Consider the following 21,377-nt stretch of genomic DNA (forward strand, 5'->3'; position numbering starts at 1 on the left):
CTGATCACGCCTGATATAGGAATAGAGAGCGCCCGAGAAATCGATGGGAGGGTTGCCGATCGCTAGCTTGTCGCTAGAAGAAACCGACGGGAGTGACGATGGCAGAGTTATTCGAATCGAAGACCGGACAGGACGAAAAGCGACGACGCAGATCCAGCAAGGGCGAAGCGCGCCGCGCGGAGATCCTGAAGGCTGCGATGCGGCGCTTTGCCGAAGACGGCTACCAGAATGCTGCCATCGGCGATGTCGCCCGCGACGTCGGCCTGTCGCTGCCCGGCCTGCTGCACCATTTTCCGACCAAGGTCGATCTCCTGCTTGCCATTCTGGACAAGCGCGATCTCGAAAGCGAAAACTTCATCGGGCCCTACCGTTCAGACCTCCGCGGCCTGCTCAAGGGCATGGTCGGGGTCTTCCGCCGCAACGCCGAAATGATCGAGGTCATCAGGGCCTTCGCCATCCTGAATGCCGAAAGCCTCATGAAGGATCACCCGGCCAAGGCATGGTTTCTCGATCGCGCCACTCAGCTGCAGAACGACATCGCGGCGACCTTCGAACGGGCCGTTGCCGATGGCTCGATAGACGGCAAGATCGATGGCCGGGCGATGGCAGCCGAGCTGATCGCCGTGATGGACGGCCTTCAGATGCTCTGGCTGCGCGATCCCACTCGCTTCGACATGGTCGGCGGGTTGGAAGCCTATATCAACCGCCTGCTGGCGAGCCTTGGTTTAGAGGACTGAGCTTGGTTGGCCGCGTCGCAAGGGCTCCTGAAAGATGTAATCAGCAGCCGGCACCTTGATTTTCATGCTAGCCTTGAAGACCGAAGAGGCACGCGCAGGTGGTTCCCTTCAGTATCAATATCCAAGCGCAAACCCGTCCTTCCTGTGATCCGAGCTTCCGATAAACACGCCCCGAGCCCTGTCGATAAGAACCGCCTGGCAGCCGCCGATTGGCGCGTTTGCCCATTCCGTACGGTGGCCGCGCTCTTCCAGCTCGGCGCGGACCTTATCGCCGAACGCGGGCTCAAGCGACAGTCTGCCGTCAAAGGAGAAGCTGCGCGGCGCCTCGTTGGCGCGCTGCGGATCGAAGCCGCGGTCGTAGAGATGCGAGAGGAAATGTGCGTGGCCCGTCGCCTGGAACTGCCCGCCCATGACGCCGAAGGGCATCACGGGCAAGTTATTGTGGACCACCATGCCCGGAATGATCGTGTGCAGCGGCAGCTTTCGCGGTGCGAGTTCATTGGCGTGGCCTTCGTTCAGTGAGAAGCCGCTTCCGCGGTTCTGCAACAGGACCCCCGATACCGGTGCGTAGATGCCGCTGCCAAACGCGGAGAATAGCGAATTGATCAGCGAAACTGCATTGCCGTCACGATCGACGACCGACAGGTAGACGGTATCGCGATGAACCGGACCATCCCAGATCGATGCTTCGCTTGCCCGGTCCATTCGTATTCTGGATCGTAATGCGGCAACGAAACGCTCGCTCAGAACTTCCTCGACGGAAATCCGCATATGGTCCGGATCGGCGATCAGCAGGTCACGCTGATGATAGGCCGCCTTGCTGGCTTCAGCCAGGAGGTGAACACGATCGGCCTCGCTTACGGCGTCATCCGACAGATCGAATCCGTCAAGGATCCGGGCAATCAGCAGAGCGGCGAGACCCTGGCCGTTTGGCGGGCATTCCAGCACACGACGGCCGCGGAAATCCGCACCGATCGGCTCGGTCGCAAAGCCGCGATGGCGTGAGAAATCATCTACAGTATGGCGGCCGCCGCATTCGCGAAGCACGGAGACCATTTCCTCGGCAACGGCGCCTTCATAGAAGGCGGCACGGCCATTGGCGGCGATCGCCCGCAAGGTGGCCGCCAATGCGGGTATGGAAAAGCGGTCGCCGGTCGTCGGCGCCTTGCCACCCGGCAGGAATTGCGTACGCGCCGCCTCATGGTGCTCCAGCCGCTTACCTTCGCGCGCCCAATCATACGCTACCCGGCCGGCAACGCGGAAGCCGTTGTCTGCGAGCGCAATGGCCGGCGCCAGGATCTCGGCGAGTTCCATTCGGCCGAATGTCTGCGAAAGCTGGCACCAGGCATCGACGGCGCCGGGAATGGTGACGGCGTCCGGGCTTTCTTCATCGATCCGCGACAAGCCTTTCGCACGCAAGCGCTCAGCATCAGCCCTCGCACAGGATCGGCCGGATCCGTTGAACGCAATAATGGGTTTTCCTGCTGGGGCAACGATCGCAAAGCAATCACCGCCGATGCCGGTCATCGCCGGCTCGACGACACTCTGAACAGCGACCGCCGCCAGAGCGGCATCGATCGCATTGCCGCCGGCGCGCAGAATGTCGATCGCTGTCAGCGTCGCGGCCGGGTGCGAGGTTGCCGCCATGCCGTTTTCGCCGATGGCCGGCGAGCGGCCGGGGTCTATATAATTGCGTTCTCTCACGATTCCTGCCCTTTCGTCTTATTGGCGTGTTTTTTTAATTCTGGGTCAACGCCCGCGGTGCTGTCTGGTGGCCAACCACACCAGCAACAGCCAGCAATGCCAGCAGATAAGGCATCATGATCAACAGCGCATTCGGAATATGAATGCCAAAGGCCGGCAATTGAAATTGCAGTGCGGTTGCCGCGCCGAACAGGAGGCAGGCGGCCACTGTCCGCCAGAGCCGCCAACTGCCGAAGATCACGGCGACGATCGCCAGGTAACCAGCACCATTTGTCATGCCCTCGGTAAAGGTGTGAATGTCGCCGATCGACAGGAAGGCGCCGCCAAGGGCCGACATCACCCCGGTGAAGATCACGGCTGCATGCCGGACACCCTTCAATGGCGCACCCGAACGGATGACCGATTGCGGATTGTCGCCGGCGGCGCGCAAAACGATGCCTAGGCCGGTCCGTTCCAGGACGTAGCCAACGACAGCGATAATGGCGGCTGCCAGGTAAAACAGCCACACTTGTTGGAAAACGCCCCCCACCAGCGGTATTTGTCCGAGCAACGGCGGCGACCAGGCATCGAAGCCGGGGATGATGTCACGGGATCTTGCACCGAAAAGGGCTCGGTAGCCCAGCGTCGTCACGCCGAGAGCCATGATGTTGATGCCGATGCCGGTGACAATCTGATTGGCACGCAGCGTGTTGGTCATCACCGATTGCAGCACAGCGATGGGCAGCACGGCGAGGATGGCGCAGCAGAGTCCGAGCATGGGCGATCCGGTGTAGGCCGCCCCCATCGCACCACCGAAAGCCCCGGTCAGCATCATGCCTTCGACGCTCATGTTGACGACCCCCGCTCGCTCGGACACGAGTTCTCCAGTCGCCGCAAACAAAAGCGGCACCGCGAGCCGGACTGTCGAGGCGAGGAACAGGGTGAAGAGCTCTGCCGTCATCGTGCAATTCTCCGCTCGAGATAATAAGCGGCGCTGGCGATCGTCAGGACGATCAGGCCCTGTAGCACGTCGATCAACGCCGAAGGCACGCCGGCTGCCATTTCCATGGAAATGCCCCCCGAACGCAGGAACCCGAACAGCAATGCGCCGGCAATCACGCCCGTCACCGACCCGCGCGCAAGCAGTCCGACCACGAGGCCGTCGAAACCGTAGCCGGAGGAAAAGCCGGCCTTTAGTGAATATTGCTCACCCTGTAGCATCAGGCCGCCTGCCAACCCGCCCAATGCGCCGGCGAGGCACATGGCCGATATGATAGTAAAACCGACCGCCACACCCGCCCGGGCGGCGGCAATGGGGTTCAGCCCGACGGCGCTTAGGGCGAAGCCATAAAGCGACCTGCGCAACAGGATTGCCGCGATGATTGCAATCCCCAGCAGGATGGGCAGGCCGAGCGTTACCGGGGAGCTGTAAGATCCGGTCAGCAACGGCACCTGAGTCGCCTCTGGAATGGCAAGCGATTCGGGCAATGTCGCCGCACTGGTCATTGGCTGGCGCAACAGGTTCTCCGATTGCACGCACCAGTACAGAAGCCAGACAGCGATAAAGGAGAGAAGGAGGGTGGCAATAACCTCATTGGTGCCTGCCCTGACCCGCAACATTCCGGCAATCCCACCCCAAAGCCCGCCGGCAAGTGATGCAGCAAGGAGCGGCAGCAGATAGGAAAGCCCGAGGGGCAGGTCTGCCATTCCGGGCATCAGACAGAATGCGGTGGCGACGATGCCTCCGATAGCGATCTGGCCCTCGCCGCCGACATTGGTCAGGCCGGCACGGTTGGCGATGACGAAGCCAACGCCGACGAGCGCGAGCGCGACCGCGCGGTTGAGCGAGGCTGAGATCGCATATGCATTGCCGAAAGCGCCGCGATAGAATGCCATGACCGCCTTGTCGAGCGTTACACCCATGGCGACCACGACGATCATCCCCACCACCAGGGCCGCAAGCACGGCAGCAGCCGGAAGAAGCACGGGCAGAAGGGCGGAGCGAGGTGAAAAGGATGATGCATTTGCTGTCGTGCTTGCACTCATGCTGCCTGCCCCGACATCAGTGCCCCGATAGCGTGGCCGTTCTCCGGCCGCGCGACATGTTCACCGACGATCCGTCCACGATAGAAGACAAGGATCCGGTCGGCGACGGAAATCAATTCGTCCAGTTCGGATGAAATCAGAAGTACGCCAACGCCGGCATCGGCGGCATCGCGGACCAGCCCGTAGACCGCTTCGATCGCGCCGACATCCAGGCCCCGCGTCGGTTGCGCGGCAAGTAGGAAGTTGAGATTCTGCGTGGTCAGTTCACGCCCGAGAACCGCCTTCTGCTGGTTGCCTCCCGAAAGGCTGCCAAAAGGAACGAGCGGTCCGGCGGCGCGAACATCGAAACGCGCCATTGCCTGTTCGGCCGCCTTTCGCTGTGCACGACGGTCGATCATGCGGAACCGGCTAAACTGATGCATGCGATTGAGAAACAGGTTGTCCGCCAGCGTCATCCTGGAAATCGCTCCGACCGCATGACGATCCTCCGGTACGATGCCGACGCCCGCCCCGGTGATCTGGCGCGGGGTCGCCTTTGTGAGTTCTCGGTTCCCGGCAAACCAACGACCCTCGCTTGGCCTCAGCAGGCCGGCAAGGACGGCGCCGAGTTCGCTTTGGCCGTTGCCTTCAACGCCGGCGATACCAACCACTTCGCCGCAGCCGACCGTCAGAGTGATGTCGTCGAGACGCTTGACACCGAGACGATCGACAACCGTTATCCCATCTATCTGCATGGCTTCGCGGGTCGGGCGTACGGGAGTTTGAGGCTTGCGGGAGGCAACGGCTCGGGCACCAATCACCGCATCCGGATCGATGTCGGGACGATGGATCATTGCTCCGACAAGCCGGCTGATCTCGGACGCGGGCTGATCCGACCGAGCGGCAATTCGTCCGCGATGAAGGACGGTGACCCGATCTGCGACGCGCTCGATCTCAGCGAGCTTATGGGTAACCATGACCACGGCGCAGCCGCTTTCGGCCACCTGCCGGCAGATACCGAGCAGGGCACTGATCTCGTCTGGCAACAACACGGCGGTCGGTTCGTCGAGCACCAGGACGCGCGGACTGTTCATGAGGCATTTGACGATTTCGACCCGCTGCCGCTGGCCGACCGACAGGTCGCCGACGATCGCGGCTGGCGAAATTTCAAGGCCGAAACGCCGCGACATCGCCTCGAGCCGTTCACTTTCGCCTTTTCTGTCCAGCCGCCCGAAGCCACGGCCGAGCAGGAGGTTATCGATGACCGAGAGTTCATTCACCAGGCTGAAATGCTGGTGAACCATGGCAATGCCACTTGTTAGCGCGTCGCGCGGTTTCGAGGGCAGGTAGGGTCTGCCCTCGAGAATCATTTGGCCAGCACTGGGGCGATTGATGCCGAAGATGAGATTGCAAAGGGTGGATTTCCCAGCGCCGTTTTCGCCGAGGAGACAATGGACTTCGAAAGGGTGAAAATCGATATCGATTCCCGCCAGTGCCTCGAACGCGCCGAAGAGCTTGCCGATACCCTTCAACGAAAGGAGTGGCGCTGCCTTGGCCCCTATGCTTCTCTCGCTGCGCATCAGCCCTCCAGCACCTTGATCTTGCCGGACTTGATGTCCTCGATGATGGCCTTGAGCTTCTTTGCCATTTCGTCGGTGGCGTTGCAGACAGCCATGTCGGAAGCTTCCGGCCCCATCGCCAAGCCGAAGGGCTTGTAACCGGCCTTCCATGTGCCCCCGATCGTTTCGTCGATCGCATATTTCACCTGGAAGCCCACACCGGTGATCGAATATGCCAAGTAGAGCGGATCGGTGCCGCAATAATTGGTGTAAGAGCCGATGATGTGGGTGCCCTTCTCCTTGGCGGCCTGCTCCATGCCGCGCAGGCCGAGGTTCAGGATGTGATAGTGAACGTCCGCACCTTGCGCGATCGCCGTCAGCGTCGCTTCCTTGGCCTTTGCGAGGTCATCGAAGTCGCCGGTATAGGCTTCGAAATATTTGATATTCGGATTGACGTATTTCGCGCCGTTACCGAATTCTTTCCCGGCGTTGACGATCGACGGGAGTTCCATGCCGCCGACATATGACACTGCGCCGCTCTTCGAGAGCATCGCGGCCGCCGCGCCTGCGACGAACGCGATCTCGGCCTGTTTCACATCATAACCGGCGACGTTTGGGAGTTCGGCGCCGGCATTGCCGCCGACGATTGAGAACTTGATGTCGGGAAAACGCTTCGCGATTTTCATCACCGCAGCCTGGGTCTGGCCGCCGACGCCTATCACCAGTGCGTTAGAGGAGGCGAGCTGCGTAAGCGCCTGCTCCATGTCTGCATAGTTGATGTTTTCAATCATCTGAACGGCGATCTTGTCGCCATATTTCTTCTGCGCCGCGACCAGACCGTCATAACCCGATTCCATCCAACCTTTGTCGGTCTTCGATCCCGGAATAAGGATACCGACCGACAACGGGGTTTGCGCCATCGCGCCGCCAAGGCTCGTCCCGACCAGTGCAAGCGTGGTCATAGCCATGAGAACATTTCGCCGTTTGATCATTTTGCTTCCCTTTGTTGATTGAACGCCGGAACGATGGCGGGTGGACCGCTTTAGCTCCCGTTGAAAAGAGAACGCAAAGCCTATGCCAGATCCATATCCGTCTGATTATCAACGTGAAATTTCGGCGTCTGCAGCAACGAAGTAAGTAAATGATTATTTATTATCCAGATCCAGCTCAATGCTGCACAATTGATCTGCAGTCCGGGTGCGTGGACCGCCATTTTCTGCGGCAGACCGGGCTTTCCCGCTATGGCATGACGCTTGCATCGACGACTGCAATTGGTTCGAGAGCAGCAGGAGAATGGGAAATGGCGGGCTTAGATACGACGAGTGGCGGCATCCTCGGAAAGGGCCGTAACACCGCCTGGCGGGCAACGCCGACCAATGTCGATATGACGTTGCCCGCCATTTTGCCAAGGGTCGTGACAATCGATGCCGAACCGCAAGGCGTGACGATCGACCTCGCTCGCACAGCAATTGTGGTTATCGATATGCAGAACGATTTTTGTGCCAAGGATGGTTGGGTGGATCATATCGGCGGCAACTATGAGGCGGATCGCGCGGCGATCGCGCCTTTGCAGAAACTCCTTCCGCAACTCCGCCAAGCTGAGGTACCTGTCATCTGGGTAAACTGGGGAAATAGACCGGACCTCCTCAACATGCCGCCGAACCAGCTTCATCTCTACAAGAACAGTGGCGAGGGCATCGGGCTCGGCGATCCGCTGCCGTCCAACGGCGCGCACGTCCTGGAGAAGGATTCCTGGGCGGCCGAGGTGGTCGATGAGCTCAAGCCGCAGCCCGCTGACGTTCGGGTCGACAAGTACAGGATCAGCGGTTTCTGGGACACGCCGCTGGATTCCATCCTGCGCAATCTCGGCACGCGCACCATCCTGTTTGCCGGCTGCAACACCGACCAATGCGTGCTTCATACGCTGACCGATGCCAATTTCCTTGGCTATGGCTGCATCATGCTAGCCGATTGCTGTGCCACCAGTTCGCCGGACTTCTGTACCGAGGCGACGATCTGGAACGTCAAGAAATGCTTCGGCTTCGTCTGCAATTCGGACGCCGTCCTCAAGACCTTGCCATAAGTGTGATGATGGACGACGAGCATATTGTCGATACTGCCGGAGCCTTCGTGCCCGGAGAAATCTTTCGTCTGGATGCAACGGCGCAAGGCTCGCTTGCGGGTCTTACTTTCGCGGTCAAGGACCTGATCGATATTGCCGGTCGGCGCACTGGCGGCGGCAATCCCGACTGGCGCGCGGCTGCGACTCCTGCCGCGGCGCATGCGCCCGTGGTAACCAGATTGCTTGCCAACGGCGCCACGTTTCTGGGCAAAACAGTGACTGACGAATTGGCCTTCAGCCTGGAAGGACGCAACATTCACTATGGCATACCGCGCAATCCTCAAAATCCGGATTGGCTGCCGGGAGGATCGTCCAGCGGATCAGCCGCTGCGGTCGGAGCGCGACTGGTGGATTTTGCACTCGGTACCGATACCGGCGGATCGGTTCGCGTTCCGGCTGCCTTCAGTGGTATTTGGGGCATGCGACCGAGCCACTATGCAGTGCCGCTTGATGGCGTTCTTCCTTTTGCACCGAGTTACGACACTATTGGTTGGTTCGCCCGCGACGCACAGACCCTCGCTCGCGTCGGTGACGTGCTCTTGCCGCCTGCGCAGCATGTGGATTGCCTAACGATTTCGATTGTTGAAGATACGTTGGACATGCTGGATCCGGCGGATGCGCACGCCTTTCGGGACGCCGCACGACAGTTTGCAAATGCGGCACCGATGCGGGTGTTCGAGCATTGGCCGTCCGCGCAATTGCAGTGGGCCTATTCGACCGTCCAGGGTTATGAGATTGCCCGCAGCCTTGGATCCCGGCTGGACGCGCTAAAGCCCCGTTTCGCGATGGATATTGGTGAGCGTTTTGCCTCGGCATCGGCCATCAGCTATGCCGATTATGAGACGGCAGCAGCGGTGCGCCGAAGCTTTGCGGGTTGGCTGCGAGAACGGCTGCCGCCCGGTACTGTGGCCCTACTGCCGGTGACATCCGTGCCGCACCTGCGGATCGACGCACCTAGCGAAGAGATCGGCCGCTTTTACGCTTCGACACTTGCACTCACCGCGCTTGCCGGTCATTTGGGGGCACCACAACTCCAGTGCGGAAGGAGTCCTTTGTCAGTGATGGGCGGATGCGGTTCGGATCGCGCCATCCTCAATTTTGCGCTAGGAATCGATCGGGAGAAAAGCAACGATGGGCGCTGACATGAAAGCGGTGACAGCACCGGCCAGGAAGATGCGCGCCGTGCCCGACACGCGTGCGAAAATCCTGAAAGCCGCGCGCGAGGAGTTCTCGCAACATGGCTTCGCCGGCGCGCGCACCGAGCGCATACTTTCGACGTCCGGCGCAAACCCCCGCATGCTCTATCATCATTTCGGCGGCAAATCTGGTCTCTATGTGGTGGTCCTGGAAGAGGCGCTCTTCAACCTGCGCCAGCAGGAACTGAAAATCGATGTGGATCATCTCCACCCGTTGGAGGGGTTGATCGCGCTCTTTGAGCATATCCACCAGCATTTCGATTCGGATCTGCGTTTAGTGCAGCTTCTGAGGAATGAAAACGTCGAAAAAGCCAAGCACTTGAAGACATCGCAGCGCGTTCGGGAAATGTCGTCGCCGGTGCTCAAATTAATCGCGGATTTTCTCGCGCGCGGCGCGCAGGACGGATCGGTTCGCACTGACGTCGATCCGCTTCATTATTACGTGACGATGGTGGCATTATGTCAGTTTCACTTGTCGAATGCACACACGCTGTCGTTCATTTTCGATCAGGATCTGACAAAAAAAGACTGGCGCAAGGCGCATCTCGCCTTCACCATCGAAATGGTCAAAGCCTTCCTCAAGCCGCTGGACATCCCGAAATAATGTCCCGCGGCCAACCCGCCTAGGCGATGCTCTGGAAGGTCGCAACGCTACCGGCGGAATCCGTCTAGTGATTGCACCCTGGTTTCATTCTTTGAATGCCGCCGATCATTCCGCGGCATTCAAAGTCAAAAAGGATTTGGTCTGCGTGACATAGCGTCAGGCAGTTTCCAGCTTCCAGGTCCGGATTTCGAACGGCATGATGTCGGCAGGTCCCTTGCGCTCCATCGGCTCTTCGAGAATGTTCAGCGGCTGCGATGCTGCCCATCCGGAAGGTAGACCGAGGGAGAGCTTGCCGCGCCGACCAGCTGGTTCGTAGAGGCGCAGGATGAGACCATCGCCTTCTTCTGCCGGCTTAAGGCCAGAAAATGCAACGGGGATACCGGTGACCGTAAGCGGCGCAAAAGTGCCGGTGGAGAGGCCGCTGGCCTCAGCCGCGACAAGCGGTTGATTGAGATCGATCGCCTCGTCGAGAACGCCGCCTTCATGCCAGGTGCCTTCATGCGGCATCAACGCATAGGTGAAGCTCTGCTCCCCTTCATCGGCCAGCGGATCCGGATAGATCGGCCCGCGCACGAGGCTCATGCCGATCACATTGCCGCGGGCGCTATGACCGTATTTGGCATTGTTGAGCAGCGCGACACCGAAGTCCGGCTCGCTGATATCGACGAAGCGGTGCGCGACGGCCTCGAACATCGCCTGCTCCCAGGACGTATTCGTGTGCGTTGCCCGCTCGACGATGCCGAAGGCGCATTCGAACGTCGCCTTGCGGGCCTGCGCAGCGACGGGGTTCAAGGTGCGTAGAAGCGTGCGGCGGTCATGCCAGTCGATCTTCGTTTCGATGTCGAGCCGCCTGGCGTTGGCGGTCAGCACATAGGTCTGCGTGACGCTCGAATTCCGGTAGCGGTAAACGACGCGGATCGCCGCGCGGTGCGGTCCGTCTTCAACGAGGGTGATACTGTCAGGCGCATCGAGGCGGACGGCCTTTTCGGCATAATCCGCATCGATGTCCCAGGCGTCCCAGTTGCGCGGCTTGTCGGCAGGATAGACCCAGAGCTGGTTTGCCGAGCCGTCAACCGCTTCCCTGCCCGTGGCCTTGTGAAGGAGGCTCGAAACCGCCCCGTCCTTGCCGATGGAGACCGAGAGGTGGTCGTTTTCGAGACGGTCGGGGCCTGCCGTCAGCCCGCGTGCCGGCCTGAGCGAGCCCTTGTCGAAGACCGCGACGGATAAGGGGGCAACGAGATCGGCGGCCGCAATGACCGTGCCGTCGGAGAGCGTTGCGCTGAGCGGTCTGGCCGCAAGAGACGGATTGACGACGACGAGGGCATCGCCGACCCCGCCCTTCGGCAGCTTGGCCGACAGCGCTTGCAATCCCGCCGCCTGTTCGGCCTTGGCATGTTCGATGACGCCGTCCAGTTCCTGCTCTGCATCTTGATAGACTTCGCGGATGCTCGAGCCCGGCAGAATGTCGTGGAATTCGTTCTTCAGCACGACGCGCCAATCCGCTTCGAGGCTTCTCGGACTGTCTGCTCCGAGCATATGGGCCAGCGAAGCGATGGTTTCGGCGGTGATCAGCGCCCGTTCGGCCTGGCGATGCTTGCGCTTGACGCCGCTTTGCGACGTCAGCGTGGCGCGGTGCAGTTCCAGATAGATTTCGCCATCCCACACCGGAAGGTTCTTTTCCCCCGCGGTGCGGTGCGCCTGCTCGTAATAGCTTTTGACGGTGCCCCAGCGTGCCTGCGGGATAGCCGGGAAATCGCGTAGCTGCACTTCGCGCTCAACCATCTCTGGGGTGACGCCGCCGCCGCCGTCGCCATAACCGACGGCCAGAAGCGAGGTATCGTGCTGCGTCTTGCCGCGGAAATTCTTCCATGTCGGCACGTAGCAATCGGGTTGCACGAAGCCGTTATAGCCCTGCATCGGATTGTCGAACGTATGGGTCAGCACCCGGCTGCCGTCGAGGCCCTTCCACCAGAAGAGATCGGAGGGAATATGGTTGGTCTCGCTCCAGTTGACCTTGATCGTGAAGAAGCTGTCGATGCCGCCCTGTCTCAGGATTTGCGGCAGCGCGCCTGAAAAGCCGAAGCAATCCGGCAGCCAGCAGACTGTATGGCGGGTGCCGAAGGTCTTTTCGAAATAACGCTGGCCATAGAGAACCTGACGGGCGAGGCTTTCGCCGGTCGGCATATTCGTGTCGGGCTCTACCCACATGCCGCCGACGGTTTCCCACTTTCCGTCCGCGACCTTGTTCTTGATGCGCTCGAGAAGCTCCGGGTCTTCCTCTTCCATCTGCGCGTAATAATGGGCGGTCGATTGATTGAAGCGGAAATCCTCGGAGCGCTCCATCAGCGACAGGGCCGTGTTGAAGGTGCGCCGCATTTTCCGCCGCGTCTCGCGATAAGGCCAAAGCCAGGCCAGATCGATATGCGCATGGCCCGTCAGCAGCAGTTCTCCATTCGGCGGGAAGCGCTTCTGCAACTCCCTCAACCTCGCCGTCAGAGCCTCGAAGGCCGTGGCTGCCGAGCCGCTTTGTTCGTCCGTGAGGCCCGCCGGATTTGTCTCAAGCTCCGGCAGTTCCCAGATCTTCTGCTGCATGACAGCGCCGGATGTGCGGGAGATATAGGCGGCCGTATCCGATGGCCAGTCGAGGCTGCGCAACGCATGCTCGGCGGCATCCATCAGACGCGGCACGACTTCATGCTCGCCCAGCACATCGATTGCCTCGGCAACCTGCTTCAACAGAAGATGCAGGCGGTGAGCTGGACCATCGAGCCAGATAAACCGGGCCTTGTTGAGCCGCGGAGCGCGATTGGGTTCGCCGAATGGAAAGCGGGCGACGGTTTCCGTCGCGATCGAGAAACGCCGGCCCTTCAGAGGGAATTCCTGATGATAGGGATCGAGACCGAATGTTTCGGTTTCGTCGTCGGGGTAGCTGAGAGTAATCAGGCTCTCGCCACCAAGATCGAGTTGCAGGCGAATATCTGCCAGAGGCCACGCCTCCGGCGCTTCAGCGGTCGCGGCAAAATGCACCACCCCCTGGCGGTGCGGCCAATCCTGCTGATGTGCGATCGGCTCGCCCTCGAAAGTCCAGCCGTCGATCGGAGCACTTTGTCTATCCCGCCAATGAGCCAACTCGGCAATGCGAACTTTCAAACGATCAAGGCGCTGGGCAATGGTCAGAGGCATGGCTTATCCTGTTTAAAATCGACGGCTGACAATTTTGTCGTCAAGCTTCTGGAGCCGTGGTCATGGTTTTGGGGGAGATGGCGCGACCGACATCGCGACTTGCCCGGTCCCGCTCCTCCAACAGTCCCGATGCTCTTAGATTAAGTAACTTTGATTTGGCGTCAAGTCCGTAAGAAATTCATTGCGGCAGACGATGGCGTGATACAAAAGCGTCGTATAGCTCTAAGGACGGCGACTATGCGGTATCTTCGATCAGGGCCGCGTCGGCTTCAAACCCAGGACACAGGCGCTCCGCGTGCCAAAACAGTCGGCCTGCGGTCCGGTGAAATCGCCGACCGGAACATTCGCGTCATCCTGGAAGCCATCCGCCGCCACGGCCCGCTGACGCGGATGGAGCTTGGCCGGCATTGCGGCCTGACCGGCCCGGGGATTACTAATATTCTTCGCCGACTGGCCGAAGAGAAGCTTGTCAGCTCCAACCGCCGCAACGGGCTCAGTGGCGGTGCGAGCGCCACCGAGTTTGCCTTGCGCCCGGAAGGCGCTTTCTCGATCGGCGTCAAGCTTCGCCAAAGGCGCGGCGAGGCCGTGCTCATCGATCTCAGCGGCCAGGTCCATGACCGGGTCTATTTCAGCGTGGACCCCGCAGACAGGGTCGGCGTGGCGCATGCGACTGTCAGGAATATGGTTGATCGCCACGCTGCCTTGCCGATCATCGGCCTTGGCATCGCCGCCAACGACTGGACGGAGGAGCAAAGCGATCAGATCGCCGCGATGTCGACGATCGCGCGTCCTTATGTCGAGAACGAGTGTACGGCGAGCCTTCTCGCCGAGCGCACGATCGGCAGCTCCGGCAGGGAAGGCGGACTTGCGATGATCATCATCGACGACGACGTCCAGGCCGGTTTTCTGATTCGCGGTATTCCCTATTCTGGCGTGCATGGCCGGGCAGGCAGCATCGGCGAAATGCTGACAGGCCCCGACAATGTCCAGCTCAATACCGTCGTCGGTTTCGAATCCCTGCGATCGCGGATCGGCGACCAGGACTTCACCCGCCTGCTGCAAGGGGAAGAATTCCCCTCGTCATCACTGTCGCAATGGATACGGGAAGCTGCAGGCCATCTGCTCGACCCGATCATCGCCATGGCTGGATTCCTCGCTCCGAGCGTCGTCATGATCGGCAGCGATCTGCCGCAGGGCGTGATCGAAGCGCTGATCCATCAGCTTTCCATCGAGCGGCGCGATACCTCGACGAGACCGTTGCTGACGCCCTGGATCTCACCGATGAAACCCGCGAGCTTCAGCGGCGGCGGCGTTGCGCTCGGTGCCGCCCTCCTGCCCTTCCTCAACACCTTGCTGCTGCCGCCAGCTTCGGCGTGATGGCCCAAACGCGCTGCGCGCTTGGCCAACTCAGCCGAGCGCTTCATCGGCGTGGCTGAGATCGGAGGCCAGCGCCTTGTCCAGGACTTTCTGGATATTGGCCGCCCGCCGGAATGATGGTTCCTGCGTCTTTCCCGCCCGCACGGCCTGGACGAAACGCTGGTAGTTCGTCTCGACCGGATCGAAGCTGACGTCACGCCAGGTCGCCGTGTGCACGTCTTCGCCAAGACAGGCGCGAAGCGTCGATTTTCCGGTATCGTAGATCATCTCGATCGAGCCGGTTTCGCCATAGACCCTGAGGCGCAGCTGATCCATCTGTCCGGCCGCCGTGCGCGTCGCCTGGATCGTCCCGATCGCCCCGCCGGTGAAATCGACATTCATCGTAAAGCTGTCATTCGCATCAAGATCATATTCGCCGATCTTGTGGCCCGGCGCCTTGTCGAAGGTTTTCAGCCGCGCGAAGACATGAGCAACGTCAAGCCCTGAACCGTATGATGCGAAATCGACGATGTGGATGCCGATATCGCCGAGCGCGCCGTTGGATCCATGCTTCTTGCTCAGCCGCCACAGCCATTTGCTTTCGCTCTTCCAGTCGCCCCAATGACGACCGACCAGCCAGCTTTGCAGATGCGACGCCTCGACATGGCGCACTTGCCCGATTTCGCCGGCGAGAACCATCTGCCGGCCCTTCTGGAGGGCGGGCGAATTGCGATAGGTGAAATTGACCATGCCGACCTTGCCCGATCGCTCGATGGCCTCGGTCATCTCCATGGCCTTGATCGCATCGGTGGCGAGCGGTTTTTCGCAGAAGACGTGCTTGCCGGCTGCGATCGCCTGTAGCGTCGTCGGGTGGTGAATGCGGTCCGGCGTGACATTTGCGACAGCGTCGAATTCGCCCCAGGCGAGAGCTTCCTCAAGGGTCGTGAAATGGTTGGCGATGCCATGTTCGGTGCAAAAGGCCGCGAGCCTTTCCGGGACGACATCGACGCCGCCCACGACGCTGACGCCTTCAATCGCCTTGAAGTTGGCGGCATGCTGGTTGGCCATGCCGCCGGTACCGAGAATGAGTAAACGCATCTTATCCTCCATAGAATTAACTCCCCCGCCGTAGTTTAGCCAGGGCAAACCGCACTCACTCCATCGCGGCCATCCGCGATTGCCTCGTGCTCTTCTTCAGGAAAATTGCGGTGGGTGCGCCGCGCGGGACGCTCCATCACATTCATGGCGCAGATCCTTTTCCGGAAATCGATCTCGATTTTCCGGAACTGTGCACTAGCTGCTGTTGATTGTCGCCAGCATCTAACCTCCCAGGTCTGGCCTTCCAAGCTGTGGCTTGACATCAAATCAAAGTAACTTAATCTAATTAATGCAGCACGGAAATGAGGAGAGGTCAACCGACCGCCAGGCTGTATCCGTTCAAAATGGGGAGGAGACCCATCATGAAGAGCGCCACCGTCAGCGCATTTGCGCTGAGCACCATGTTATTTTCAGCATCTACTTCATTTGCCCAGGAACTTGCCACGAAGGACAGGATCGGCCTTGCCGATGCGCCCAAATCCCTCGTCGTCCGTTTGACGAACGACAGTCCCAACAATTCGGATCCGGCGATCGCCGAGGGCTATCAGAAGCTCTTCGTCGATTTCATCAAGAAGCATCCGGACTGGAAATTGCAGATGCAATTCATGTCCTCGGACATCGGCACCGAACAGGCCAAGATGCTGGAGCAGGCCAAGGCCGGCAACGCGCCTGACTGCGCCGCTGTCGACTCCTTCGTGCTTTCGCAATTCATGGTCAATCACGTGCTTGCGGACTTCACGCCGTATTTTTCGAAGGAGGAAGTGGATGACCTTTTCCCCTTCATCCGCAGTGGCATCACGGATAAGGACCAGACGGTCCGCGCCTGGTGGTGGGATACCGATCTTCGTGTGCTCTACCGCAACAAGTCGATCGTTGCCGATGCGCCTCAGACATGGGACGACCTGAAAAAGGCCGCGCTCGCCTCTACCAAGGAGGGCATGGAAGGTGTCCTCTTCAATGGCGGGCGCTGGGAAGGGACGACGTTCGACTGGCTCGCGAATTATTGGGCGCTGGGCGGCAAGCTCGTCGATGATTCAGGCAAGCCGGTATTCGGCGAAGGCGAGAACAAGGAGAAATTCCTGAAGGCCCTGAATTATTTCAAGGATCTCGTCGATTCGGGTGCCGCGCCCAAGCGCGTCAGCACGATCGCGAATTATGACGATTTGAATGCTGCGGCCGCAGCGGCGACGACGGCTCTCTTCATCGGCGGCAACTGGCAATATGCGCAGTTGAAGGCCACGCTCGACGAGGACGAGTTCAACAACTGGACCTTCTCGCCGATCCCCGGCCCCAGCGCCGATCAGCGTTCGACCGGCACCGGCGGTTGGACGATCGCCTCCTTCAGCAAGGACAAGGATAAGGTCGAGATGTGCGCCAACCTCGCCCGCGAGGTTTATATGGGGCCGGCAAACGCGCTGCAGCAGCAGTTGCCGACCAGGAAATCGCTGTTCGACAAATATGAGGTCTTCTCCACCGAAGCCAACAAGACCTTCGCCAAGGCTCTGGTCGACGGACAGGCACGCCCGGGTGTGCCGATCTATCCCGAAATCTCCAACCAGATCCAGATCATGATGGGCGACGTGCTCTCAGGCACCAAAAAGCCGGAAGACGCCTTGAATGCCGCCTACAACGCGGCGCTGGAGGCTTACAAGCGACTCTAGTGCTTTTGAGCGCGACGGCGCCTGCCCGCCAGGCGCCGTCGACCTACAGCGCCGCACGTCTTTTCAGACGCGCAAAGGACGCTGTAAGACTTTGAATCTGCGCATCGTGCTTTCCGAAAATCGATTCCGATTTTCGGGCCGATGCGCCAGCGAAACCCCGGACAGAGAAGCTAATGAGCCCCATCGCCATCGAGGTTGACAGCCCGCCTCAAAGCAGATCGTTCATGCGCCGTTTCGCCGGTGCGCCCCTGCCCTGGATCATGCCCGTGATCGTCGTCATCGGCATCTTCTATCTTTATCCCGTCATCGATGTATTCAGGCTTTCATTCACCAATGCGACGCTGATCGGCGACAATCAGGATTATACGCTGGGGTCGATCACCAATGCGTTGAGCTCGCCGCAGTTGCCCGACATTTTATGGGCGACCCTGATCTTTGTCGGCGGCAGCGTCATCGGTCAGCAGATTTTAGGTATTGCGGTGGCTGTCGTGGTCATCCGCGGCGAAAAGCGCGGCCTGTTCGGCACCACCATCCTCAGGACGACGGCGCTGGTTGCTTGGGTCGTCCCCGGAATTGCCGGCGGCATCATCTGGCAGATGCTCTTTTCCGAAGCGCCTTATGGCGCGCTGAACAGCATTCTCAGGCTGATGCACATGCCTGTTGTCGCCTGGCTCTCGGACCCTGCTATTGCGCCGTGGTCCACCCTCATCTCCAACATATGGCGCGGCACCGCATTTTCGATGGTCGTCATGTATGCGGCGCTGAAGTCGATCGATCCCTCGCTCTATGAAGCGGCTGAGGTCGACGGCGCGACGGCATCGCAGCAGTTTTTCTTCGTCACGCTTCCGCAGTTGCGTGCGGCAATCCTCGTCAACATGATCCTGATTACGATCCAGACGGTGAATACCTTCGATGCAATCATCACGCTGACGGGCGGCGGTCCTGGGCGTGCGACCGAGGTTATCTCGCTCTACGTCTTCAATATCGTCTTTAGAAACTACGACCTGTCCGGCGGCAGCGTGCTCTCCGTGCTCATGCTGATCATCAGCCTCGGGCTCGCCTTCGTCTATGCGTCGTTCCTGCCGAAGGAGGAAGAGCAATGAGCGGACGGACCGGAACGCGGCTCGGCGATGCCATGAGCTATCTGTTCATGCTGATAATGTTCGTGTTCTTCGCCGGCCCCCTCACCTATCTCCTGTCGATGGCGATGCGTGACAAGCGCGAGATCTATCGCGGCGCGGCGCGATATATTCCAAACAATCCCACCATCGACAACTTCATCACCGTTCTCAACAACAGCTACTTTCCGATCTATCTCTGGAACGGGCTCAAACTTGCCGCCCTTAGCGGACTGGGCGTCCTGATCGTCGCACTGCCAGCGGCTTACGCCTTTTCCCGATTTCAATTCCGGGGCAAGGGCCTGTCGATGATGGGGCTGCTTCTCTTCCAGATGATCTCGCCGCTTGTCATCATGGTGCCGCTCTATCGCTACATGAACCGTCTCGGCCTGCTGGATACGCATTTTGCCGTCGTTATGGTCTACATCGCGCTGGGCGTTCCGCTGGCGACCTGGCTGTTGAAGAGCACGGTCGACGGCATCCCGCGCAGCCTCGACGAAGCGGCCATGATCGACGGCTGCAACAGGTTTTCCGTCTTCTGGCGCATCGTTCTGCCATTATCGGCGCCGGGCATAGCCTCGGTCTTCATCATCACGGTGATTGCAGGCTGGTCGCAATTTCTGGTGCCTTTTCTGTTGCTCACGAAAAATGATCTGATGCCGATCGGCGTCGGGATCTTTAACTTCCGCGGGATGCAAACCGACTCGTCCATCCAGTTGCTTGCCGCCGCCTGCCTGATCGCGGTCGTTCCGGCGATCGTCGCCTTCCTGTCGCTCCAGCGGCTGATCCTCGGTGCGATGACCAGCGGCGCGGTCAAGGGATGACCAGCGGTTCAGGCTATGTGCAAGGAAGGATTTCGAGCATGAACCAGGCACTCGGCGCCAGACTGTCCCCGGATCTGACCGGCGCCAATGTCGAAGATGCAGGCGAGCATAACAGGGCTGTCGTCCTGCGCTGCATTCATCGCCAAGCGCCGATTTCGCGCGCTGAAATTGCCAGGCGGACGGGTTTTACCAAACCGGCAATCGCCCGGATCGTCGATCGCCTGCTGGATGAGGGCCTGATCATGGAAGCCCGCCGGCGGCATGGGTTGAGAGGCCAGCCGGCAATCGAACTCGAAATCAATCCGGATGCCTGCTTTGCCATCGGCATCAATATCGATCGCGACCATCTGACGATCCTGGCCGTCGATGCCGTCGGCAATGTCCGCGCCCGCGTGCATCACGAGAAACGCTTCATCCTGCCGGCGGAATTCCTGCAGCTCACGGCCGATGCTATTTCGCATTTCCAGCGCAGCCGGCTCATCGACGACGCGCGCCTCGCCGGCATCGGTCTGGCGATGCCGGATTGGCTTGGAGAGATTTCGCTCCTCGGCAAGCCCGAGGCTTATCAGGAATGGACGGCATTCGACGTGCGCGCCGCACTGGAAAACCTGACGCAGCATCCTGTCTTCATCGAGAACGAAGCGAATGCCGCAGCCCTGGCCGAACTCGATTACGGACTGGGTGCTGAAAGCAGCAGCTTTTTCTACATCGCCATCAATCCATGCCCGGGTGGCGGCCTCGTGCTCGACGGCAACGGTCATCGTGGCGCCATGGGCCTCAGCGGAGAAATTGGCTGGCTTCCGATCGCCGACGGCGGGGACGGGAAGGCCCATAAGGTCCAGCTTCTCGGCGAGATATTCTCGCTGTTCTTCCTCTATGATTTCCTCGCGCAGCACGGCGTCGAGGTGAGTGTTCCGCACGATCTCTTGACGTTGGATGCGCATGGCAGGCGCCTGGTGTCGCAGTGGCTGAAGGAAATGAGCGCGCATCTGGCAGTCGCCGTCAAGCATATCGGCATGATCGTCGACCCCGACGCCGTCCTCGTCGGCGGCAGACTGCCGATCCGCATTGTCGATGAATTGCTGCGCTATGTGCACGAGCATCTCGATGCCGAGGACACCAGCCTTCCCTCGCTTCATCGCGCCTCGCTCGGAGAGGATGCCTCGGCCATGGGGGCGGCGGCCATGCCGATGGCCGCAGCCCTCATGCTCGCATCGGCGGACGCTGCTCAACGCACACGTTCGCCACTCAAGAACATGGACCGCCTGAACAGTTGAAACGGCCGGCAAGGCCCACGGATTTTGGTGAAGAACGGATTTTGGTGAAGATGGGAGGATTTTGGTGAGGATCGGCTTTTACACCTCGACATTCAACGATCGCCCCCTGGAGGAAGTGGTGGATTTCGCCGCATCGGCAGGTTTCGACGCAATCGAGATCGATGTCGGCGGCCATATCAAGACGCCCGATCAGGTGGAGGCCGCCGTCGCGCTCGCACGCAGCCGCAACCTCTTCGTGTCGTCAATCACCTATTTCGGCAATCAGCTCGATGCTGACCGCGCAAAGCGTGGGGCGCTTCGGGCGAAGACCGCCGACTTTGCCGGCGCGATCGGTGAAGCGGGTGTGCCAATCTTTGTGATCTTCCCCGGCCGGGACGACACTGCAAGCGACGAAGCCAACTATGATGACTTCGCCGATTTCGCCAACGGCCTGATCGCTGAGACGCAGTCATACGGCCTGACCTTTGCAATCGAGAACTGGCCGGGTCCGAAGGACAATTTCATCGGAACGACGCCAAGAGGCTGGCAGGAGCTTTTTCAGAGAATCAGGGATCCCCGCTTCGGGCTGGAATTCGATCCCTCGCACCTCATTCGCATCGGCGTCGATCCCTATCAGGCGATGGAGGCGGTGAAGGATCGCATCTCCATCCTTCACGCCAAGGACACGGCAATCGATCCGGAGAGCTTGCAGGCTGTCGGCTATCACAGCAAGGGCTGGTGGCAATACAAGCTGCCGGGGCTCGGCGTGATCGACTGGCCGCGTTTCCTGCGCCAGGCCCGCGGGGCTGGCTTCGACGGCACGCTGTCGATCGAACATGAGGATGCCGCCTATGGCTGGCCGGGCAAGGACTTGGCCGCGCGCAAACAGGGCGAGCGCCTCGGCCTCGATTATTTGAGAAATGTCCTGAGCGGACTTTGATAGCGATTTCGGGAG

Annotated in this window: 17 protein-coding genes; 10 read left to right on the forward strand and 7 right to left on the reverse strand. The window is 60.2% G+C overall.

What is annotated here, in order from left to right:
* Positions 1-98: 98 nt before the first annotated feature.
* Positions 99-737: a TetR/AcrR family transcriptional regulator gene (locus RLCC275e_RS24745; protein ID WP_033183078.1), complete on the forward strand. Its 639-nt coding sequence runs from the start codon at positions 99-101 to the stop codon at positions 735-737.
* A 114-nt stretch (positions 738-851) separates the two neighbouring features.
* On the opposite strand, the gene ggt is transcribed toward RLCC275e_RS24745, so the two are convergent.
* The 5 genes from ggt to RLCC275e_RS24770 all read right to left on the reverse strand — a co-directional run bounded on the left by ggt (position 852) and on the right by RLCC275e_RS24770 (position 6,972).
* A complete protein-coding gene (gene ggt, locus RLCC275e_RS24750; RefSeq protein ID WP_050516850.1) occupies positions 852-2,384 on the reverse strand; it encodes a gamma-glutamyltransferase in 1,533 nt (510 codons plus the stop codon).
* Positions 2,385-2,475: 91 nt separating this feature from the next.
* Positions 2,476-3,381 carry an ABC transporter permease gene (locus RLCC275e_RS24755; RefSeq protein WP_033183076.1) on the reverse strand — a complete coding sequence of 302 codons (906 nt, stop codon included), beginning with the start codon at positions 3,379-3,381 and terminating at the stop codon, positions 2,476-2,478.
* Positions 3,378-4,466 (reverse strand): ABC transporter permease, encoded by a 1,089-nt coding sequence (locus RLCC275e_RS24760; protein WP_033183075.1) that lies wholly within the window; start codon positions 4,464-4,466, stop codon positions 3,378-3,380. Before RLCC275e_RS24760 ends, RLCC275e_RS24755 begins: the two co-directional genes overlap by 4 nt.
* The gene (locus tag RLCC275e_RS24765; protein ID WP_033183074.1) at positions 4,463-6,025 is read right to left on the reverse strand and encodes an ABC transporter ATP-binding protein; all 1,563 of its coding nucleotides are present in this window, start codon (positions 6,023-6,025) and stop codon (positions 4,463-4,465) included. The genes RLCC275e_RS24760 and RLCC275e_RS24765 overlap by 4 nt, the downstream gene beginning before the upstream one ends.
* Positions 6,025-6,972, reverse strand: coding sequence for a BMP family protein (locus RLCC275e_RS24770; RefSeq protein ID WP_245483569.1), 948 nt, complete (start codon positions 6,970-6,972; stop codon positions 6,025-6,027). The genes RLCC275e_RS24765 and RLCC275e_RS24770 overlap by 1 nt, the downstream gene beginning before the upstream one ends.
* Before the next feature lie 332 nt (positions 6,973-7,304).
* On the opposite strand from RLCC275e_RS24770, the gene RLCC275e_RS24775 reads away from it, so the two are divergent.
* Genes RLCC275e_RS24775 through RLCC275e_RS24785 form a run of 3 tightly spaced genes read left to right on the forward strand, consistent with a single transcriptional unit; the run spans position 7,305 to position 9,926 of the window.
* Positions 7,305-8,087 (forward strand): cysteine hydrolase family protein, encoded by a 783-nt coding sequence (locus tag RLCC275e_RS24775; protein WP_033183072.1) that lies wholly within the window; start codon positions 7,305-7,307, stop codon positions 8,085-8,087.
* Between the two features lie 5 nt (positions 8,088-8,092).
* On the forward strand, positions 8,093-9,268 hold the full coding sequence (locus tag RLCC275e_RS24780; RefSeq protein ID WP_050516841.1) for an amidase family protein: 1,176 nt from the start codon (positions 8,093-8,095) through the stop codon (positions 9,266-9,268).
* Positions 9,258-9,926, forward strand: a complete 669-nt coding sequence (locus RLCC275e_RS24785; RefSeq protein ID WP_033183071.1) for a TetR family transcriptional regulator — start codon at positions 9,258-9,260, stop codon at positions 9,924-9,926. Before RLCC275e_RS24780 ends, RLCC275e_RS24785 begins: the two co-directional genes overlap by 11 nt.
* Before the next feature lie 156 nt (positions 9,927-10,082).
* On the opposite strand, the gene RLCC275e_RS24790 is transcribed toward RLCC275e_RS24785, so the two are convergent.
* Positions 10,083-13,109, reverse strand: a complete 3,027-nt coding sequence (locus tag RLCC275e_RS24790) for an alpha-mannosidase (protein WP_033183070.1) — start codon at positions 13,107-13,109, stop codon at positions 10,083-10,085.
* A 237-nt stretch (positions 13,110-13,346) separates the two neighbouring features.
* On the opposite strand from RLCC275e_RS24790, the gene RLCC275e_RS24795 reads away from it, so the two are divergent.
* Entirely contained in the window at positions 13,347-14,486 is a 1,140-nt protein-coding gene (locus tag RLCC275e_RS24795; protein ID WP_033183069.1) for an ROK family transcriptional regulator, read from the forward strand.
* 30 nt (positions 14,487-14,516) lie between these two features.
* On the opposite strand, the gene RLCC275e_RS24800 is transcribed toward RLCC275e_RS24795, so the two are convergent.
* The gene (locus RLCC275e_RS24800; protein ID WP_033183068.1) at positions 14,517-15,563 is read right to left on the reverse strand and encodes a Gfo/Idh/MocA family protein; all 1,047 of its coding nucleotides are present in this window, start codon (positions 15,561-15,563) and stop codon (positions 14,517-14,519) included.
* Positions 15,564-15,925: 362 nt separating this feature from the next.
* On the opposite strand from RLCC275e_RS24800, the gene RLCC275e_RS24805 reads away from it, so the two are divergent.
* The 5 genes from RLCC275e_RS24805 (at position 15,926) to RLCC275e_RS24825 (ending at position 21,362) form a co-directional block, all read left to right on the forward strand.
* Positions 15,926-17,224, forward strand: a complete 1,299-nt coding sequence (locus RLCC275e_RS24805) for a type 2 periplasmic-binding domain-containing protein (protein ID WP_033183067.1) — start codon at positions 15,926-15,928, stop codon at positions 17,222-17,224.
* Positions 17,225-17,397: 173 nt separating this feature from the next.
* The gene (locus RLCC275e_RS24810; RefSeq protein WP_003562328.1) at positions 17,398-18,327 is read left to right on the forward strand and encodes a carbohydrate ABC transporter permease; all 930 of its coding nucleotides are present in this window, start codon (positions 17,398-17,400) and stop codon (positions 18,325-18,327) included.
* Positions 18,324-19,166 (forward strand): carbohydrate ABC transporter permease, encoded by an 843-nt coding sequence (locus RLCC275e_RS24815; RefSeq protein ID WP_003562327.1) that lies wholly within the window; start codon positions 18,324-18,326, stop codon positions 19,164-19,166. Before RLCC275e_RS24810 ends, RLCC275e_RS24815 begins: the two co-directional genes overlap by 4 nt.
* Positions 19,167-19,204: 38 nt before the next feature.
* Entirely contained in the window at positions 19,205-20,443 is a 1,239-nt protein-coding gene (locus RLCC275e_RS24820) for an ROK family transcriptional regulator (protein WP_033183066.1), read from the forward strand.
* A 64-nt stretch (positions 20,444-20,507) separates the two neighbouring features.
* Entirely contained in the window at positions 20,508-21,362 is an 855-nt protein-coding gene (locus RLCC275e_RS24825) for a sugar phosphate isomerase/epimerase family protein (RefSeq protein ID WP_033183065.1), read from the forward strand.
* Positions 21,363-21,377 lie beyond the last annotated feature (15 nt).

It is taken from the genome of Rhizobium brockwellii, from assembly GCF_000769405.2.
Classification (GTDB): domain Bacteria; phylum Pseudomonadota; class Alphaproteobacteria; order Rhizobiales; family Rhizobiaceae; genus Rhizobium; species Rhizobium brockwellii.

What these genes read in the sequence shown, in the direction of transcription:
- RLCC275e_RS24745 (WP_033183078.1), top strand. Translation starts at nt 99, where the DNA reads ATGGCAGAGTTATTCGAATCGAAGACCGGACAGGACGAAAAGCGACGA.
- ggt (WP_050516850.1), bottom strand. Translation starts at nt 2,384, where the DNA reads ATGGCGGCAACCTCGCACCCGGCCGCGACGCTGACAGCGATCGACATT.
- RLCC275e_RS24755 (WP_033183076.1), bottom strand. Translation starts at nt 3,381, where the DNA reads ATGACGGCAGAGCTCTTCACCCTGTTCCTCGCCTCGACAGTCCGGCTC.
- RLCC275e_RS24760 (WP_033183075.1), bottom strand. Translation starts at nt 4,466, where the DNA reads ATGAGTGCAAGCACGACAGCAAATGCATCATCCTTTTCACCTCGCTCC.
- RLCC275e_RS24765 (WP_033183074.1), bottom strand. Translation starts at nt 6,025, where the DNA reads ATGCGCAGCGAGAGAAGCATAGGGGCCAAGGCAGCGCCACTCCTTTCG.
- RLCC275e_RS24770 (WP_245483569.1), bottom strand. Translation starts at nt 6,972, where the DNA reads ATGGCTATGACCACGCTTGCACTGGTCGGGACGAGCCTTGGCGGCGCG.
- RLCC275e_RS24775 (WP_033183072.1), top strand. Translation starts at nt 7,305, where the DNA reads ATGGCGGGCTTAGATACGACGAGTGGCGGCATCCTCGGAAAGGGCCGT.
- RLCC275e_RS24780 (WP_050516841.1), top strand. Translation starts at nt 8,093, where the DNA reads ATGATGGACGACGAGCATATTGTCGATACTGCCGGAGCCTTCGTGCCC.
- RLCC275e_RS24785 (WP_033183071.1), top strand. Translation starts at nt 9,258, where the DNA reads ATGGGCGCTGACATGAAAGCGGTGACAGCACCGGCCAGGAAGATGCGC.
- RLCC275e_RS24790 (WP_033183070.1), bottom strand. Translation starts at nt 13,109, where the DNA reads ATGCCTCTGACCATTGCCCAGCGCCTTGATCGTTTGAAAGTTCGCATT.
- RLCC275e_RS24795 (WP_033183069.1), top strand. Translation starts at nt 13,347, where the DNA reads ATGCGGTATCTTCGATCAGGGCCGCGTCGGCTTCAAACCCAGGACACA.
- RLCC275e_RS24800 (WP_033183068.1), bottom strand. Translation starts at nt 15,563, where the DNA reads ATGCGTTTACTCATTCTCGGTACCGGCGGCATGGCCAACCAGCATGCC.
- RLCC275e_RS24805 (WP_033183067.1), top strand. Translation starts at nt 15,926, where the DNA reads ATGAAGAGCGCCACCGTCAGCGCATTTGCGCTGAGCACCATGTTATTT.
- RLCC275e_RS24810 (WP_003562328.1), top strand. Translation starts at nt 17,398, where the DNA reads ATGAGCCCCATCGCCATCGAGGTTGACAGCCCGCCTCAAAGCAGATCG.
- RLCC275e_RS24815 (WP_003562327.1), top strand. Translation starts at nt 18,324, where the DNA reads ATGAGCGGACGGACCGGAACGCGGCTCGGCGATGCCATGAGCTATCTG.
- RLCC275e_RS24820 (WP_033183066.1), top strand. Translation starts at nt 19,205, where the DNA reads ATGAACCAGGCACTCGGCGCCAGACTGTCCCCGGATCTGACCGGCGCC.